The organism is Streptomyces sp. SAS_270 (assembly GCF_052543295.1).
In genome coordinates this window covers 26,635-43,535 of sequence record NZ_JBMNDS010000040.1, presented here as the reverse complement: position 1 = coordinate 43,535, position 16,901 = coordinate 26,635, and the positions used below count along the sequence as shown (strand labels likewise).

Annotated in this window: 15 protein-coding genes; 6 read left to right on the top strand and 9 right to left on the bottom strand. The window is 71.3% G+C overall.

The annotated features are described in order from the left end of the window. Positions 1-96 precede the first annotated feature (96 nt). From ACN6LB_RS25045 to ACN6LB_RS25025, 5 genes are read left to right on the top strand one after another with little or no spacing between them, the layout of a single operon-like run. Entirely contained in the window at positions 97-1,143 is a 1,047-nt protein-coding gene (locus ACN6LB_RS25045) for a sugar ABC transporter substrate-binding protein (RefSeq protein WP_445027870.1), read from the top strand. A 9-nt stretch (positions 1,144-1,152) separates the two neighbouring features. Then, a complete protein-coding gene (locus tag ACN6LB_RS25040) occupies positions 1,153-2,691 on the top strand; it encodes a sugar ABC transporter ATP-binding protein (RefSeq protein ID WP_445027869.1) in 1,539 nt (512 codons plus the stop codon). Beyond that, positions 2,688-3,683: an ABC transporter permease gene (locus ACN6LB_RS25035; protein WP_445027868.1), complete on the top strand. Its 996-nt coding sequence runs from the start codon at positions 2,688-2,690 to the stop codon at positions 3,681-3,683. Before ACN6LB_RS25040 ends, ACN6LB_RS25035 begins: the two co-directional genes overlap by 4 nt. A 38-nt stretch (positions 3,684-3,721) precedes the next feature. Then, positions 3,722-5,431 (top strand): amidohydrolase, encoded by a 1,710-nt coding sequence (locus tag ACN6LB_RS25030; RefSeq protein ID WP_445027867.1) that lies wholly within the window; start codon positions 3,722-3,724, stop codon positions 5,429-5,431. 53 nt (positions 5,432-5,484) lie between these two features. Next, a complete protein-coding gene (locus tag ACN6LB_RS25025; RefSeq protein ID WP_445027866.1) occupies positions 5,485-6,057 on the top strand; it encodes a MarR family winged helix-turn-helix transcriptional regulator in 573 nt (190 codons plus the stop codon). A gap of 2 nt (positions 6,058-6,059) precedes the next feature. Here ACN6LB_RS25025 and ACN6LB_RS25020 read toward each other — a convergent pair whose 3' ends face one another. Both ACN6LB_RS25020 and ACN6LB_RS25015 read right to left on the bottom strand, forming a co-directional pair. Continuing rightward, positions 6,060-6,761, bottom strand: a complete 702-nt coding sequence (locus tag ACN6LB_RS25020) for a gamma-glutamyl-gamma-aminobutyrate hydrolase family protein (protein WP_445027865.1) — start codon at positions 6,759-6,761, stop codon at positions 6,060-6,062. Beyond that, positions 6,758-8,248, bottom strand: a complete 1,491-nt coding sequence (locus tag ACN6LB_RS25015) for an aldehyde dehydrogenase (RefSeq protein ID WP_445027864.1) — start codon at positions 8,246-8,248, stop codon at positions 6,758-6,760. The genes ACN6LB_RS25020 and ACN6LB_RS25015 overlap by 4 nt, the downstream gene beginning before the upstream one ends. A gap of 103 nt (positions 8,249-8,351) precedes the next feature. Here ACN6LB_RS25015 and ACN6LB_RS25010 point away from each other — a divergent pair, with 103 nt between their 5' ends. Continuing rightward, positions 8,352-9,062 carry a type 1 glutamine amidotransferase gene (locus ACN6LB_RS25010; RefSeq protein ID WP_445027863.1) on the top strand — a complete coding sequence of 237 codons (711 nt, stop codon included), beginning with the start codon at positions 8,352-8,354 and terminating at the stop codon, positions 9,060-9,062. Between the two features lie 62 nt (positions 9,063-9,124). Here the strand turns inward: ACN6LB_RS25010 and ACN6LB_RS25005 are convergent, their stop codons facing one another. The 7 genes from ACN6LB_RS25005 to ACN6LB_RS24975 form a co-directional block, all read right to left on the bottom strand. Then, on the bottom strand, positions 9,125-10,582 hold the full coding sequence (locus ACN6LB_RS25005; RefSeq protein WP_445027862.1) for an APC family permease: 1,458 nt from the start codon (positions 10,580-10,582) through the stop codon (positions 9,125-9,127). A gap of 172 nt (positions 10,583-10,754) precedes the next feature. Beyond that, positions 10,755-11,396: a TetR/AcrR family transcriptional regulator gene (locus tag ACN6LB_RS25000; RefSeq protein WP_445027861.1), complete on the bottom strand. Its 642-nt coding sequence runs from the start codon at positions 11,394-11,396 to the stop codon at positions 10,755-10,757. 154 nt (positions 11,397-11,550) lie between these two features. Then, positions 11,551-12,396, bottom strand: coding sequence for a fumarylacetoacetate hydrolase family protein (locus ACN6LB_RS24995; RefSeq protein ID WP_445027860.1), 846 nt, complete (start codon positions 12,394-12,396; stop codon positions 11,551-11,553). A 10-nt stretch (positions 12,397-12,406) separates the two neighbouring features. Further along, complete coding sequence (locus ACN6LB_RS24990) at positions 12,407-13,351, bottom strand: 3,4-dihydroxyphenylacetate 2,3-dioxygenase (RefSeq protein ID WP_445027859.1); 945 nt, start codon at positions 13,349-13,351, stop codon at positions 12,407-12,409. Next, positions 13,344-14,804, bottom strand: a complete 1,461-nt coding sequence (locus ACN6LB_RS24985; RefSeq protein WP_445027858.1) for an aldehyde dehydrogenase — start codon at positions 14,802-14,804, stop codon at positions 13,344-13,346. Before ACN6LB_RS24985 ends, ACN6LB_RS24990 begins: the two co-directional genes overlap by 8 nt. Before the next feature lie 61 nt (positions 14,805-14,865). Further along, complete coding sequence (locus tag ACN6LB_RS24980) at positions 14,866-15,678, bottom strand: acetoacetate decarboxylase family protein (protein WP_445027857.1); 813 nt, start codon at positions 15,676-15,678, stop codon at positions 14,866-14,868. Between the two features lie 11 nt (positions 15,679-15,689). Continuing rightward, positions 15,690-16,898 carry an NAD(P)/FAD-dependent oxidoreductase gene (locus ACN6LB_RS24975; RefSeq protein WP_445027904.1) on the bottom strand — a complete coding sequence of 403 codons (1,209 nt, stop codon included), beginning with the start codon at positions 16,896-16,898 and terminating at the stop codon, positions 15,690-15,692. Positions 16,899-16,901 lie beyond the last annotated feature (3 nt).

The window sequence follows — 16,901 nt, the reverse complement described above, 5'->3', positions numbered from 1 at the left end:
TTTGTACGGATGGCGAGACGGGGAGCCCGGGGCTTTTCTGTTCGGCACAGCCGGACGCCCGCCGCGACGGGCCCCTTTCCCTGGGAGAGCACCGCCATGACCAGATTCCCGCAGGCCGTTTCCCCGGCCTCACGCCGGCAGTTCCTCTCGTGGTCGAGCGGGGTCGCGGCGGCCACCGCGCTGGTCGCCGCGGGCTGTTCGGCGCCGGGCGGCGGCTCGGGCTCGGCGAAGGCCGAGAACGCGGCGGCCGGATCGCCGGACACGAAGTCCCTCGGCACGATCGGGCTGGACTATCCGTTCACCCAACTCCCGCTCTACTCAACCCTGGTGAAGCTCTCCGGCGCCGCCGCGAAGAAGCACCACGTCACCCTGCTGACCACGAGCGACGCGAGCAACGCCGACACCCAGGCCACCAACCTGGGTGCCTGGGTGGGTCAGAAGGTCCCGGCCATCGTGTCGTTCCCGATGGTCTTCGAGGCCACCGAGGCCATCGCCAAGAGGGCGTTGGACGCCGGGCTGATCTGGGTGACGTACGGCGGAACGCTGGAGCACCAGAGCGCCGACATCCAGTTCAGCTTCCTCAAGGGCGGCACGCTGCTCGGGGAGGCCGCCGCGAAGTGGGCGGGCGAGCACCTCGGCGGCAAGGGCAAGGTCGCCTTCCTCACCGACAGCACGATCCAGCTGGGCCGCGAGCGCACCAAGGGCATGATCGACGCCTTCACGAAGCACGCGCCGGGTGTCGACGTGGTGGCGAAGGAGCAAGCCATCGATCCGGACACCGGACTCTCCAAAACGCGGGCCGTCCTTGCCAAGCACCCCGACCTGAACATCATCCTCGGGGTCACCGACGCCGCCGCCTACGGCGGCTACAAGGCACTCCAGCAGACAGGCCGGGCGAAGGACGACGCGAGGACCTTCGTCGGCGGGCAGGACGGTGCCGCCCCCTCCCTGCTCGCCATCAAGCAGGGCACGTTCTACCGCGCCTCGGCCGCCCTTGCGCCGCAGGACATCGCCTCCGCGGTCGTCGACGTACCGCTCGCGGTCGCCGCCGGGAAGAAGAACCCGAGCACCCAGATCCCGATCACGCTCGTCCGGCACGGCGACAGCGCGCGGATCGACGCGCTGCTCGCCCAGAACTCCTAGGCGCCTGTCATGACAGAGCCGAATCTCCGGATCCGCGGGCTGAGCAAGTCGTTCGGCGGTGTCCGGGCGCTGGACGGCGTGGACCTCACCGTTCCCGCGGGCCAGGTGCACGCCCTTCTCGGTCACAACGGCGCCGGTAAGTCCACTCTGATCAAGTGCCTCGGCGGGGCCTTCCCCCCGGACGCAGGCACCATCGAGGTGGGCGGGAGCAGTTACGCGCGGCTGAGCCCGCGCGAGTCGATCGCCGCGGGTGTGGCGATCATCTTCCAGCAGCTCAGCGTCGTCGACTCCCTGACCGTCGCCGAGAACATCTTCCTCGGCCAGGAGTGGACCCGGTACGGGCGGATCGACCGGCGCGCCCAGGAGGAGGTGGCGGCCGCACTGCTGGCGCGGGTCGCGGCGCACTGCTCGCCGCGCGACCGGGTGGGCGAACTCCCCATGGGTCAGCGACAGTTGGTGGAGATCGCCAAGGCGCTCAGCCGCAGCGCCTCGGTGCTGGTCCTGGACGAGCCGACCGCCGCGCTGTCCGGGGCCGAGAGCGACGCGCTGGCCACGCGGGTGGAGGATCTGCGCGGCCAAGGGCTGGCCATCGTGTATGTCACCCATCTGCTGGCCGAGGTGGAACGGCTCGCGGACGCCGTGACGGTGCTGCGGGACGGGAGGGTGACCCATCGTTCGGTGACGTCGGGGCGGACGCGGGGCGAGTTGGTCGACGCCGTGGTCGGCACGAAAGCAGGCGGAGGAGACGTTCGCCCCGGCAGGGTGCGGGACCGCACCCCGGAGGTCCCGGGCCCGGCCGGCCTCACGGTGGACGGGCTGCGCGGTCCCGGGTTCGGTCCCGTCGACGTCACGGTCGCCCGGGGAGAGATCGTCGGCATGTACGGACTCATCGGCTCCGGGCGTACGCGCATCCTGGAGACTCTGTTCGGCAGGCGCCGCTGTGCCGGCGGTACGGTGCGCGTCGGTGACCGCGCCGTCGCGGCCGCTCGGCCCGCAGAAGCGCTGGCCGCGGGGATCGCCCTGGTCCCGGCGGACCGACGTCGCCAGGGCATGTTCCCGGTGCTGAGTGCGCAGGACAACGCGCTGCTGCCGACGATCCGATCGTTGGCCCGGCGGGGTGTGCGGATGCCGGCCTGCGAGCGGCGCGTCTTCGGTGCGCTGGCCGAAGCCGTCGGGCTGCGCCCCGCCCGGCCGCGGCTGCCCGCGGCCGCCTTCTCGGGCGGCAACCAGCAGAAGCTCGTGCTGGGCCGGTGGATCAACGACGTCCGCAGTGTCGACGTTCTCCTGCTCGACGAGCCCACGCAGGGTGTCGACGTGGGCGCCCGGCAGGACATCTATCAGGTGCTCTCCTCACTCTCCGCCGAGCGGGGCACGGTCGTGCTGTTCGCCTCCAGTGACCCCGAGGAGGTCGTCGCGCTCGCCGACCGCTGTCTGATCGTCCGCGCGGGCCGGATCGTCGGCGAGCTGAGCGGCCCCGAACTCACCGAGTCCGCCCTTCTGTCGGCCGTGCACGACCCACACCTCACCACCTCGCAAGGAGCGGCATGAGCACCGCGACCACCTCACCCGCCGACCGCCTCGTTCCGGGCCCGCGCGCCCTCGCCGTCAGCGGCCTCTCCATCCTGCGGCGGCATCCGCTGCTCGTCGTCCTCGCCCTGATGGTGCTGGTCTTCCAGCTGACCACCGGCAGCTTCCTGGACACGGGCAACCTGCGCGGGATCGCCACCGACGCGGCCACCCTCACCATCGTGGCTGTGCCTTTGGCGCTGCTGGTCATCAGCGGCTACCTCGATCTGTCGGTCGGCTCCACCCTGGCTCTCGGCGGGCTGGTCGCCGGCCGGCTCGCCGGGCAGCACCAGTCACCGGTCGTCGCGGTGCTCGGCGCGCTGGTCGTGGGTGGGGCGGTGGGCGCCTTGAACGGCGTTCTCTGCTGCTACCTGGGCCTGTCCGCGTTCATCGTGACGCTGGGCATGCTGACCGCGGTGCGCGGGCTGGCTCAGCAGCTCTTCCCGCTGCCGCTCAGCAGTTTCGGTTCGGGGTTCGCCTGGCTCGGCGGGGCCCGCGTCGCCGGGGTCGACGCCCCGGTCGTCATCGCCGTGTTCGTGCTCGTGGTGGGCGCCCTCTTCCTGGCGCTCACCCCGGCCGGGCGGCACGTCTTCGCCATCGGCGTCAACCGGGAGGCCGCCTATCTCTCCGGCATCGGCGTCCGTCGTACGCCCTTCGCACTGTTCGTCGTCACGGGCGCCGCGGCCGCGCTGGCCGGGGCCATCAAGGCGTCGGTGCTGGACAGTGCCGTCTCCGGAACCTCGGGCGCCGGCTTCGAACTGACCGTGCTCACCGCCGTGTTGCTCGGCGGCGTCGCGCTGGCCGGCGGTTCGGGCTCGGTCTTCGGGGTGCTGCTCGGCGTGCTCTTCCTGGGGTGTCTGCAGAACGGTCTCACACTGCTGAACGTGCCGGCGTTCTGGCAGCAGATGGCGCAGGGCGTCGCGCTGGTGGCGGGCGCCGCCCTCGCCCGCTTCGGCCCGCGGCTGACACGGTGACCCGTCCCCCGGCCCTTCTTATCGCAAAGAGGTATCGCGTGAGCGACAGCAGCCCCACCCTCATCCTGACCGGCGGTCAGGTCCTGACCGTGGACGACGCCTTCACGGTGACCGAAGGCGTGGCCGTGCGCGGCCGCGAGATCGTCGCCGTCGGCAGCGACGCCGAGGTCCGAGCCCTGGCCGGCCCCGGCACACGGGTCGTCGAACTGGGCGGCCGCACCGTGCTGCCCGGTATCAACGACTCCCATCTCCACGGCGCCGCGTACGGCATGACGAAGCCGCCCTTCGCGATCGCAGTCGGCCACCCGGCGGTCGAGTCGATCTCCGGGATCGCCGCCGCCGTGGACCGGGCCGTGCGAGCTTCCCGGCCGGGCGAGTGGATCACCGGGCTGGGCTGGGATCCCGGCTATCTGGCGGAGTGTCTCGCCGATGCGCGCCGGTTCCCGCACCGCCGGGACCTGGACACCGTGGCGCCGGACAACCCGGTCTGTCTGACCGACTTCTCCTCGCACATGGTGTGGGCCAACAGCGCGGCGCTGCTCCGGTGCGGCATCAATGCGGCAAGTGTGCCGCCGGCAGGTGGTGTCATCGACCTCGACACGGACGGCGAACCCACCGGCATCCTGCGCGAGGCGGCCCAGCAGCTCGTGCAGACCGCGCTCCCCTCCCCCACCGTCGCTCAGCGACGCCGGGCCATCCGGAACGTGATCGCCGAGCTCCACTCCCGCGGCATCACCAGCTACACCGAGCCCGGCCTCGGCCCCGGGGGCGCCACAACTCTCTTCGGCGGACTGGGCACCGACAACTGGACCGCGTACGCCGACCTCGCGGCCGCCGGTGAGCTGCGGGCCCGGGTGAGTGTCCTGCTGCTGCCCGCCGCCATGGGCGGTTCCGCCGACGACCTGCGCAAGGGCCTGGCCGAGCTACGGCCCCCGCGCTCCACCGACCCGCGCCTCCTGCACGCCATCGGCGTCAAGATCTTCGCCGACGGGGTGCCGCCGAACCGTACGGCCTGGATGAACGAGCCGTACGCCGACGGCGGTCACGGCGCACTGTGCGTGCACGGCGACACCCCTGCCCTCCAGGCCGACGAACTGCGCGAGATGATCCGGGTGGCCCATGAAGCGGGTTTCCAGCTGGGTGTGCACGTCACCGGTGACCGGGCCATCGACACGGTCGTGGACGCCTTTGTCGCCGCGAACGAGGCCGCTCCCCGGCCCGATGCCCGGCACTACGTCATCCACGGCGACTTCATCGGTGCCGGCAGCCTCGCCAAGCTGGCCGCGCACGGGTACGGCATCAACATGAACCCGGCCATCAAATGGACGATCTCCGACCTGATGGACGAGGTCGTCGGGCCCGAGCGGTCCGCTTACCAGTGGCCGGTGCGGTCCGCCGTCGAAGCCGGGGTCGCGGTCTGCGCGAGTTCCGACGCCCCGATCACGGAGCCCGACTGGCGCCAGGGGGTGGCCGCGATGATGTTGCGGGAGTCGAAGGCAAGCGGGCGGCGCAGTGGCCCGGAGCAGTGCGTGGGTCTCGCCGAGGCCCTGCGGGCATACACGATCCACGCGGCCCGCCAGGACTTCGCCGAGGAGTGGAAGGGGTCGATCGAGGTCGGCAAGGTAGCGGACCTGTGCGTGCTGGACCGCCCGCTTCTGGACCTGGACCCGCACGCGATCACGGACGCGGAGGTGGATCTGACGGTGTTCGACGGTCGCGTCGTCCACGAGCGACAGCTCTCCTCGTAGGCTCTCTTCGTACAATTTGAGTCCGAACGGTAAAAGAGAGCTAGGGAGCGCCCGTGCCCGGCCAGCGATCCATCACCGAAGCCGAGAAGCTCGCCGCGGCGAAACTCGGTGGCGTCCCGATACGACGGGACCAGATGGCCGCCGTGGCCAACATCTACCGGGCCGCCTCCGCTGTGCGCCAGCACCTGGAGAACTCCGTGCTGCGCAGCTCCGACCTGACCTGGACGGCGTTCGTCGTGCTGTGGGTCGTGTGGGTGTGGGGCGAGTCGGAGACCCGGCACGTGGCGGAGGAGGCGGGGATCTCCAAGGGGACACTCACCGGTGTGTCCCGGACCCTGGAGTCGCGGGGACTGGTCAAGCGGGCCGGCCACCCCTCGGACGGCAGGCTGGTGCTGCTCAGCCTCACCGACGAGGGTGAGCAGCTGATGCGGCGGCTGTTCCCGGAGTTCAACGAGGAAGAGGCGTTCGTCACCGGGCAGTTGACGGGCGAGGAGTGCCGGGACCTGGCCGAGGGACTGCGGCGCGTGGTGCTCCAGGTGGAGGAGCACGGCGAGGAGCGCCGCCAGTCCCTGCTGGGCGGCGCCGAGCCCGCGCCGCGCCGCAGCGGGCGGCGCGCGAAGGGCTGACCTCAGCGGGCAGCTCGCACCAGGGCCGCGAAGAGGCCGTGGTGCGCGGCGTCTTCGTGCGCGGTGTCCTCCGGGTGCCACTGCACGGCGGTGAACCAGCCGCGGGCGTCGACGAGTTCGAGGGCTTCGCAGGTGCCGTCGGCAGCGGTGGCGGTCACCCGCAGACCGGAGCCCAGCCGGTCGACCCGCTGGTGGTGGTAGCAGGACGCGTCCAGCTTCTCCACGCCCGCCGCGTCGGCGACGACCGACCCCGCTTGCAGCGTGACGGGGTGCACGACGTGCCGGTGTTCACCTTCGACGCCGCCCATGTCCTGTTCCAGGGTGCCGCCGAGGGCGACGTTGACGACCTGGAGGCCGCGGCAGACCGCCAGCAGCGGCAGACCCGATTCCAGGGCGTGGCGGGCGACTTCGAGATCGAAGGCGTCCTGGAGGTCGTCGACGTCGTAGACGCTGTCGTGGGCGTCGGGGGCGCCGTAGCGGTGGGGTGCGAGGTCGCCGCCGCCGGGGAGCAGCACGCCGTCGAAGCGGGTCAGGCGGGCGGCGACCTCGGTGTCGGCGGGGTGGATGCTCAACGGTTCGCCGCCGGCCCGCCAGACGGACTCGATCAGGGCGCGGGCGTTGACCTCGGCCGCGTAGCGCAGGGCCGAGGTGGTGGCGGCGAAGCGGGCGGGGATCGCGATGAGCGGTCTCGTCGCAGAGGTCACAACTGGATCCAGGTGGTCTTGAGTTCGGTGTACTTCTCGATGGCGTGGGCGGACTTGTCGCGGCCGTTGCCCGACTGCTTCATGCCGCCGAAGGGGACGCTCAGGTCGCCCTCCTCGTAGCAGTTGACCCAGACCGTGCCGGCCTTCAGGGCGCGGGAGACCGTGTGCGCGGTGGACAGGTCGGAGGTCCACAGGCCGGCGGCGAGGCCGTACTCGGTGGCGTTGGCCAGGCGTACCGCCTCGTCCAGGTCGTCGAAGGCGAGCACGGACAGGACGGGGCCGAAGATCTCCTCGCGGGCCAGCCGCATGTCCGGGCCCACCCGGTCGAAGACGGTGGGCTCCAGGTACGTGCCTCCGGTGCCGGTGAGGGTGCGGTCGCCGCCGGTCCGCAGCCGGGCGCCCTCGGCCAGTCCGGCCTCGACGTGGCCCCGTACGCGGTTCAGATGCGCCTCGCCGACCAGGGCACCCATCTCGGTGGCCGGGTCCAGGGGGTCGCCGATGCGCAGCTCGTGGGCCCGTGCCACGACCGCCTCGGTGACGCGTTCCGCGACGGAGGAGTGCACCAGGAGGCGGGAGGGGGCGGTGCACATCTCGCCCTGGTTGAAGAAGATGCCCCAGGCGGCGGTGGCGGCGGCCTTCTCGAGGTCGGGGGCGTCGGGAAGGACGATGTTGGGCGACTTGCCGCCCAGCTCCAGCCAGACGCGCTTGAGGTTGGAGTCGGCGGCGTAGTGCAGGAAATGGCGGCCTACGGCGGTGGAGCCGGTGAAGGCCAGGACGTCGACGTCGGGGTGGAGTCCGAGGGCCCGCCCGGCGACCGGCCCCTCGCCGTTGACGACGTTGAGGACGCCCGGCGGCAGTCCGGCCTCGGTGGCGAGCCGGCCGAGCAGGAGCGCGGACAGCGGGGAGTTCTCCGAGGGCTTGAGGACGACCGTGCAGCCGGCGGCCAGCGCCGGGGCGATCTTCCAACTCGCCAGTGTCAGCGGGAAGTTCCAGGGCACGACCGCACCCACGACTCCGGCCGGTTCCCGGGTGATCAGGGCCAGGGCGTCCGGGGCGGTGTGCGGCAACTCGTCGGTGAGCTTGTCGGCCAGCTGCCCGTACCAGCGGAAGGTGTTGATGGCGGCGCGCAGTTCGATGTCATGGGCGTCCGTGATCGGTTTGCCCATTTCCAGGCTGACGGTGAGCGCGAACGTCTCGCGCCGTTCCTCCAGCAGATCGGCGATCCGCAGCAGGGCCCGGCCTCGTTCGACCGGGGCCAGGCGCGGCCAGGGCCCGGTGTCGAAGGCACGGCGGGCGGCGGCCACGGCCGCGTCCACCTCGGCGGCTCCGCCGTCGGCGACCTGGGCGACCACCTGCCCGTCCCGGGGCGAGACGACCGCGAAGGCCGCTCCCCCGCCGTCCTCGTCGGCGCCGTCGATGTGATGGGCGCCGGGCACCTCGAAGGTCTTGGCGCGGCGCAGCCACTCGTCGTGGGTGATGTCCGGCATGCGTGGCCTCCAGCTCACAGCAGTACTGTCATTTGATCCCAAACGATATGATCCAGAAGAGCCCTCCACAAGGGCCCCCGACAACAGCCGAGGAGCACCCGCCGTGCGCGCACTCGTCGTCCAGCACGACCATCTGACGGAGCCGGGGCCGGTCGGAGCCCGGCTCGTGGAACGGGGGTACGACCTGACCACCGTGACCGTCGTACCCGAACACCGCCACCACGCGCCGGACGTGGCCTTCGACTTCCCCGAGGCCGCCGACTGGGATCTCGTCGTGTCGCTCGGCGCCCCCTGGTCGGTGTACGACACGGCGGCCGTCGGCAGCTGGATCGAGGGCGAACTCGCGCTGCTGCGCAAGGCCCACCACCTCGGCGTCCCGGTGCTCGGGGTGTGCTTCGGCGCCCAGGCACTGACCACCGCCCTCGGGGGCTCGGTCGAGCCGGCGCCGCGGCCCGAGATCGGCTGGACCGAGATCGACTCGCATGACCCCTCCCTGGTGGGCCACGGGCCCTGGATGCAGTGGCACTACGACCGCTGCGTGCTGCCGCCCGGCGCCGAGGAGGTGGCCGTGAACGCGGTGGGCGTGCAGGCGTTCCGGGCCGGACGGAGTCTGGGGGTGCAGTTCCATCCGGAGATCACGATGCGGATGCTGTGCGGCTGGCTGGCCAACGGCGGCACCGAGCAGGCCCTGCGGCACCACGTGAATGCCGGCCAACTGATGAACCGCACCCGCGACTTGGCGCCGGCCGCACGGGCGAACGCCCGCCGTCTGGTCGACGCGTTCCTCGACCGGGTCGCATGCACGACGCACTGAAACGCACGCTACGGCGCGCCGCCCGGTGCGGTCCGCAAGGAGACCGCACCGGGCGGCGAAGGTCAGCCGCTCACCGCCGCCTTCCCGCGCTTCAGCCGGGCCGCGACGACGCTCAGGACGAGAACGGCCGGGACCGTGAGTTCGAGCCACAGGGCGGTTGCCGAGTCGCCGCCGATGAGGGTGGTGAAGTTCTCGAGGATCAGCCAGATCGCACCGGCGATGCCCACGGCACCGAGAACCGGGGCGATCAGCGTGTTCCACGGCCGGGTGTCGAGGCGTTCGCGGCGGAAGAAGACGATCACGGAGGCGGAGGTCAGGAAGTACAGCAGCATGATCGCCAGAACGGCCACGCCGCTGCCCCAGGAGAACAGCGTCAGGACCGGGTCCTTGCCGGCCGCCGCGAAGGGGACGACCAGGACGACGGCGATCGCCGTCTGGACGAGACCGGCGACTCCGGGCGAGTGACGGCGGTTGATCGCCGACAGTTTGCGTGGCAGCAGTCCCTCGCGGCTGAGCGAGAACAGGTAGCGGTTGGCCGAGTTGTGGAAGGCGAGGATGCCGGCGAACAGCGAGGTGGCCAGCAGCACGGGCAGAACGTCGTTGACCCAGGAGCCGAACTGGGCGGCGATCGGGCTGAACACGAAGCCCGTCGAGTCGCCGCTCGCCAGCGCCTTGCCGGCCGCGGCCGCCGCCTTCGAGGCACCGTAGGAGGAGACCAGCATCCAAGAGGCGAAGGCGAAGAAGCCGGTGACGAGGGCGACGGCCAGATAGGTGGCCCGGGGCACCGTCCTGCGGGGTTCGCGCGCCTCCTCGCCGTAGATCGCGGTGGCCTCGAAACCGATCATCGACGCCACGGCGAACATCAGCGCCACGCCCGGCGCCCCCTTCACGGCCGCGCCCGGTGAGAACGACTGCGCGACGGCGAGACCCTCGGGCCCACCGCCCTTGAAGAAGGTGACGAAAGCGAAGGCGCTGAGGATGCTGAACTCCGCCAGGACGAAGACGGCCAGCACCCTGGCACCCATCTCGATGCCGGATGCCCCAAGGACCTGGACGATCACCATGGTGACCAGGACACACAGCCACCAGGGCGGGTTCAGCGAGGTGTGTTGCGCCAGCAGGGAGCTCACGGTCGCCCCGTACAGGCCGTACATCGCGGCCTGTACGGAGCAGTAGGCGAACAGCGCGATCCCGGCGCTGCCGGTGCCGACATGCCGTCCGAGACCCTTGCCGATGTAGACGTAGAAGGCTCCGGCGTCCACGACGTGCCGGCCCATGGCCACGAAGCCGACCGCGAACAGCAGGGTGATCACACCGGCGGCCACATAGGCGGCGGGTGTGCCGGGGCCGTTGCCGAGGGCGACGGAGATGGGGACGGCGCCTGCTATGCCGGTCAGCGGCGCCTGAGCGGACAGCACGAAGAAGAGGATGCCCAGAACACCCAGGGAGTTGGGCTTGAGCTTGCCTGCGGTGGAGGCGTCGGCCGCGGTCTGGTTGACGACCGCTGTCTGACTGTCCACTCGAATCACCTGCCAGGGAGGAAGAGGGATTTCGTTTCAGGCCAAACGAGTTGCCCCATGGTGGGCTGGAACTGTCCGTTTGACAAGGGGGTGGGTGAATGTGGGCCGCACAGCAAAGCGCAGGCCCTGGACGAAAGACGTCCAGGGCCCACGAAGGCGCAGGTCAGAGGCGTCAGCCGGGCGTCTCGCCGGAGGTCTGCGCCGCGGTGTCCCCATCGGCGTCGAGCAGCCGGAGCAGCCCTCGGAGCTCCTCGATGGCCGCGTCGGTGGTCCCGGGATCGCCGAAGACGAGCTGATGCAGCACGAGCCCGTCCAGAGCCGCGAAGATCAGCCGGGTCAGCGGGCGGTCGGCGCCGCCGCCGGGCAGCATGCGGGCCAGTTCGCGTCGGGTGGCGTCGAAGTACTCGTCGTACAGGGCGCGCAGGTGGGGCAGCAGTTCGGGGCGGCGCCGGGACTCCAGCAGCAGCTCGTACTGGAAGGCCTGAATGTCCGGATCCGCGGTGACCATCTCGGACAGGCCCACTGAGAAGTCCGCCACCTTGCCGGTGCCCGGCTCGAGCGCGCTGGTGTTCAGCGAGGTGCGGATCGCATGCGTGAGCGCCTCCTCGATCAGCGCGTCGCGCGAACCGAAGTGATGGACGACCAGCCCGTGCGTGGTCCCCGCCTCCTGCGCGACCGCCCGGTAGGTGAGCTTGCGCAGACCGCCCTGCGCCACGACCCGCACGGCCGCGTTGAGCAGGGCCTCCCGGCCCTCCCCGTAGTTCATGCGCCTGCGCGGTTCGCGGCCTTCGGAAGGCTCGGCGGATGCGGTCATGGCTGCGACCCTACCCGCCCGCTCCGGAGCCCGGTCAGGGGCCGGAGCGGGCCTGAGGACCTGCCCGGAGCAGGTCCCGGACGGCGCCCGCCGGCGCCCCGCCCCGGGCGCCCCTGCGCATCAGGCCCGGTACGCATCCGCCTCCTCGGCGGCATCAGCGCCGGGGCGGGCGGATGCCGCGGAACTCCCAGTCGCCGCCGAGCGCGGTGGACAGCACCTCCTCGGACTCGGTGGGCTGTGCGCCGACGTCGGTACGGATGGCGGTCGGGCCGGTGACGATGTGGTTGGTGAGCCGGCCCAGGCCCTCGACCTCGACCTCGACGACGTCGCCGGGCTGTACGGGGCGGGAGTTGGCCGGTGTGCCGGACAGCAGTACGTCACCGGGGTGGAGGGTGATGGTGCGGGCGATGTCGGCGACGAGGTAGTGCATGTCCCACTTCATCTCGTCGGTCGAACCGTCCTGTACGACCTCGCCGTTGACGTACGTGCGCAGCCGTTTGCCGTGGAAGTCCCAGTCGGTGACCAGCCCGGGGCCCAGCGGGCACAGGGTGTCGGAGCCCTTGACGCGGAGCATGGAGCCGGCGTCGGTGTCGCGGAAGTCGTGCAGGCCGTAGTCGTTGGCGACGGTGTAGCCGGCGATGTGGTCCCCCGCCTCGGCCGGGGAGATGTTCCGCGCGGTCCTGCCGATGACGATGGCGACCTCGCCCTCGTAGTTGAGCCACTTGCAGCCTGCGGGGCGGACGACGGCGCCCTTGTGGGAGTTGAGGGAGGAGGTCGGTTTGTGGAAGTAGGTCGGGGTGTCGGGGAGTTCGATCCGGAACTCGTCGACACGGCTGCGGTGGTTGAGATGGACGGCGATCACCTTCGACGGCACGACCGGCGGCAGGTGCCGAGCGTCCTCGATCTCGACGCGGCGGCCGTCCCCGGCGACGAGTTCGTCCGCGTCGACGGTGGTCCGGACGATCGCGCCGTCCAGGAGGATGCGGCGGTATTCGGGCATGGCGGCCTTCCTAGGAGCGGCGGTGGGGGTGGTGGGGGGCGGCGGCCACGGGTGCTCCCGTGCCGGTCCAGCCCTCGGCCGGGCGGTCGAACCAGAGGTGGACCTGGCCGGTGCCGACGGAGTTCTCGTACTCGCCGTACTGGCGGGCCCTGGCGACGCAGGCCTGCTCGCCGAGCGCGCCGGCCATCATCAGGTAGTGGAAGAACTTCGCCTCGGGCTTGTACTTCCAGAACTCGTCCATGGTCTCCAGGACCTTGTCGTGACGGCCCTGCTTGAACCAGGCGATGCGCTCGAGGTCCGCCTCGCGCGCCTCGGAGGTGCGGATGTGCACCGGGTCGCTGGCCTCGTGGTCCCGGATCTCACGCAGGGGCCAGAAGGTGTGCGAGAGGGCGCCGGAGGCGATCAGCAGGACCCGTCGTCCGGGGGTGGCGGCGATGCCGTCGGCCAGTGCCCGGCCCAGGCGCAGATGGTCCTCCATGTCGCCGGTCTGGCAGACACCGATGCTCACCCAGCGCTTGTCGGGCAGGCCCTCGCCGAGGAACTTCCAGAGGTTGATGGTGGCGTAGTAGATCGGCAGGCAGTCGTCCTCGATCGGAGTGATCCAGGTGCCGTGCTTGTCGGCGAACTGCGCGATGTTGTGCGCGAGTTCGGGGTCGCCGGGGAAGTCGTACGGCATCCTGCACATGCCGCGCGGCAGCTCCTCGGAGGTGAACAGGCCGGCGCGGCGCTGCTGGGCGGTGACGACGAACTCGACGGTGGTGGCCCAGTGCGAGTCGAGGACGACGACGGTGTCGTAGTCGTCGGCGCCTTCGCGCTCGAAGACGTCGCGGCGCAGCTGGTGCAGGCCGGTGACGAGGGTGATCTCCTTGCCCTCGTTGAGTTCCATCCGGTCGGCCGCCGGGAGCACGATGGTGGGGACGTGGGCGAGCAGGCCCGCTCCGACGATTTCACCCATGGTTGCTCCATCCGTTCGGCGCGGTCACGGTGTTCTTGAGGTCGCAGTAGAAGTCGAAGCTCCAGCTGCCGCCCTCTCGGCCGACGCCGGAGAGGCGGGAGCCGCCGAACGGTGCCCGCAGGTCGCGTACGAAGAAGCAGTTGACCCAGACCGTCCCGGCGACGAGCCGAGCGGTGACGCGTCGGGCGCGTTCGGGGTCGCCGGTCGCGACGGTGGCGGCCAGCCCGAAGCGTGTGTCGTTGGCGAGACGGACGGCCTCGTCCTCGGTGGCGAAGGTCTGCAGGGTCAGGACCGGGCCGAAGACCTCCTCCTGCACGATCTCCGAGTCCTGGGCGACGTCGGTGAGCAGAGTCGGTGCGTAGTACTGGCCGTCCTTGCGGTGCCCGCCGACGAGCGCGCGGGCGCCCGCCGCGACGGCCCGCTGCACGAAGCCGTCGATCTTCTCCAGCTGGCGGGGATGGATGTTGGGGCCGACGTCGGTGGCCTCGTCGCGTGGGTCGCCCTGCGTCAACTGCCCGGCCTTCTCGACGAACCGGCGCGTGAACTCCTCGGCCACCGACTCCTCGACGAGGAATCGGGTGGCGGCGAGGCAGACCTGTCCGGCGTTGTCGTACTGCTCCACCGCGAGGTCGACGGCAAGGTCCAGGTCCGCGTCGGCGAACACCAACAGCGGTGACTTGCCGCCGAGTTCGAGGCTGAGCGGGGTCAGGTTGGCGGCGGCCGAGGCCGCAATCCTCCGGGCGGTCGGCACTGAGCCGGTGAAACTGATCCGCCTTACGTCCGGGTGCGAGGTGAGTGCGTCGCCGATCTCGGAGCCGTAGCCCTGGACGAGGTTGAGGACCCCGGCCGGGAGTCCCGCCTCGGCCGCGATGTCGGCGAGCAGCGAGGCGGTCAGCGGGGACCACTCGGCGGGTTTGAGGACGACGGTGTTGCCGGCCGCGAGGGCCGGGGCGACCTTCCAGGTGGCCAGCAGCAGGGGCGCGTTCCACGGGGTGATGAGGACGCTGGGGCCCGCCGGGTCCCAGCTGACGTGGTTGCCGTGTCCGCGGGTCTCGAAGTCCTCGTGGTCGAGCTTCAGCAGCCAGTCCGCGAAGAAGCGGAAGTTGTGCGCCACGCGGGGCATCACGCCGCGGCGGTGGGAGCGGAGCAGGGCGCCGTTGTCCGTGGTCTCGACGATTGCCAGTTCTTCGAGGCGCTTTTCCACGCCGTCGGCGATGGCATGCAGAAGACGGGCGCGTTCGGCGCGGGAGGTGGCGGCCCAGGCCGGGAAGGCGGCCTTGGCGGCGGCGATGGCGGCGGCGGCCTCGGCCGGGGTTGCCCGGGAGATCTCGCCGATGGTGCTGCCGTCGATGGGTGAGATGTCGGTGAAGGTGTCTGGGGAGGCGACGCGCTCGCCGCCGATCCAGTGCCGGGTGTCGACGGCGACACCGCCGACGGTGATCTTGTCAGTCATGAGAGGGCTCCAGCTGAACGGGGGATGGGACTGCACCTCTGCGGGGGCGCGGTAGCCGCGCTCACCCGGCCGCCGCTTGCGACGTTCCGGCCTCCAACAGCCGCCCTCCGTCCCAGACCACACCGACCTGGCGGTAGTACGCGGCGATCGGCTCTCGGATCTCCAGTCGGGCCAGCTCCTCGGTGGGCGCCTCGAACAACTCCAACTCGGCTTCACCGACCCACGTTTGACCCCCTTCGAAGGAGGCCGCACCCGACTCGATCAGTTCGTCGAGGGCGAGGCCCTTGCCCTTCTCGATCGACGGCAGCCATCGGTGGTGCGCCATCGGGTGCGCGTTGACGAAGCCGTTGGTCTCCGACGGCTCGCGCAGGGTGACCACGGTCTGGGCCAGGCGCCGGTCGGCGGCGGCGAGGGTTGCCCCGAAGCGCGCGCCGGCCTCGATCCGGGGAGCGGGTCCGTAGGGATGCGGACGCGTCTGGTGGATCGAGCCGAACTTCTTCGGGTAGCCCTGGTGCAGGCCGCGGGCGATGGCGAAGTCCTTGTCGACCCAGATGTACACGCAACGGGTGTAGGTCCGCCCCTGGTACTTGCAGCGGACGACGGCGAACGCCTCTCTGTACTGGGAGAGCACGGGGTCGAGCAGCTCGTCCCCGGAGGCGGAGCACGACTGCCAGTCGGCCCAGATCAGCGCGACCGCGCCGGGGTCCTCATCGGCCGGCTCCAAGGGCTCGGGCAGCAGTTCACGCACCCGCGAGGGATCCGTGCGGTACTCGACGGTGAGCAGGTCTCCGGAGTAGCGCCAGGGCGGGGACGGGATCAGCGACGAGACTCCGCTCGCCGTCTTGGGGTGGAAGTATCCACGGACGCTGGTCATGGCGGGGTTCCTTACGCGGTGAGGGCGGGCTGTTGCTGCAGCTGGGCCCGGTATCGGACGGCGCCCATGGCGGCGGCCCGGCTGCCGAGCGCGACGACGCCGACGAGTCGGCCGGCTGTGTGGTAGCCGACCAGGACGTCGCCCTCCGGGTCGCCGTCCAGGATCCGTACGTCGTCCTTGCCGAGGGCCGGCGCCCCGAAGGACTGCAGCCGGAACTCGTGCTGGTCGCTCCAGAAGGTGGGCAGCGGCGCGAAGGCGGCCAACTCCTCATCCCTGCCCGCAAGATGGGCGACGAGGGCCTTGGCCGCGTGTTTGGCGGTGTCCGTGGGGATGGACCAGTGCTCGACCCGCCTGGGAATGCCGCCGTATCGGGCGTTGGGGAAGCGGGCGACATCGCCTACCGCGAAGGCCTCCGGACGTCCGCCGACCCGCAGTTGTGCGTCCGTGAGCACACCGTCGGACAGATCGAGCCCGTTGCCCTCCAGCCATTCCACGTTGGCGATTGAGCCGACCGACTCGACCACCAGGTCGGCGGGCAGCACCGTGCCGTCGCTCAGGACGACTCCGCTCACCCGCTCGCCGCCCTCGAATGCGGCGACGCCCGCGCCGAGCGCGAAGCGCACCCCGCGCTCCTGGTGCCGCTTCAGCAGTGCGCGGCCCAGCAGCTCACCGAGTGGAGCCACCATCGGCAGGGCCAGCGGATCCACGACGGTCACCTCGCGGACGCCGAGTCCCACGGCGGTGGCCGCGACCTCGCAGCCGATGAACCCCGCGCCGACCACGACCACCCGCACACCGGGCCGGGTCAGTTCGTCGCGCAGGCCCTGCGCGTCGGCGAGGGTACGGACCGTGTGGCGGCCGGCGAACGGACCGGGGCATTGCAGCCGCCGGGGCCGCATGCCGGTGGCGGCGACCAGGCCGTCGTACTCGATCGTCCCGCCGTCGTCGAGCTCGACGATCCGCTCGTCGAGCCGGGCCGCGACGAGCTTCGTGCCGAGCCGCCACTCCACGTCGGACGCGGCCGCCTTGGGCGTGAAGGCCAGCGACTCGAACGGCGCCTTGCCCGCCAGGACCTCCTTGGACAGCGGAGGCCGGTTGTAGGGCATGTGCGGCTCGTCGCCGACGACCGTGATCGCGCCGGTCCAGCCCGCCGCGCGCAGTTGCTCGGCCGCCCGCAGGCCGCCCATCGAGGCGCCGGCGACGACGATGCGTCCGGTCATGGT

Coding starts and splice junctions, on each gene's coding strand:
- ACN6LB_RS25045 (WP_445027870.1), top strand. CDS start 97: ATGACCAGATTCCCGCAGGCCGTTTCCCCGGCCTCACGCCGGCAGTTC.
- ACN6LB_RS25040 (WP_445027869.1), top strand. CDS start 1,153: ATGACAGAGCCGAATCTCCGGATCCGCGGGCTGAGCAAGTCGTTCGGC.
- ACN6LB_RS25035 (WP_445027868.1), top strand. CDS start 2,688: ATGAGCACCGCGACCACCTCACCCGCCGACCGCCTCGTTCCGGGCCCG.
- ACN6LB_RS25015 (WP_445027864.1), bottom strand. CDS start 8,248: ATGCCGGACATCACCCACGACGAGTGGCTGCGCCGCGCCAAGACCTTC.
- ACN6LB_RS25000 (WP_445027861.1), bottom strand. CDS start 11,396: ATGACCGCATCCGCCGAGCCTTCCGAAGGCCGCGAACCGCGCAGGCGC.
- ACN6LB_RS24995 (WP_445027860.1), bottom strand. CDS start 12,396: ATGCCCGAATACCGCCGCATCCTCCTGGACGGCGCGATCGTCCGGACC.
- ACN6LB_RS24990 (WP_445027859.1), bottom strand. CDS start 13,351: ATGGGTGAAATCGTCGGAGCGGGCCTGCTCGCCCACGTCCCCACCATC.
- ACN6LB_RS24985 (WP_445027858.1), bottom strand. CDS start 14,804: ATGACTGACAAGATCACCGTCGGCGGTGTCGCCGTCGACACCCGGCAC.
- ACN6LB_RS24980 (WP_445027857.1), bottom strand. CDS start 15,678: ATGACCAGCGTCCGTGGATACTTCCACCCCAAGACGGCGAGCGGAGTC.
- ACN6LB_RS24975 (WP_445027904.1), bottom strand. CDS start 16,898: ATGACCGGACGCATCGTCGTCGCCGGCGCCTCGATGGGCGGCCTGCGG.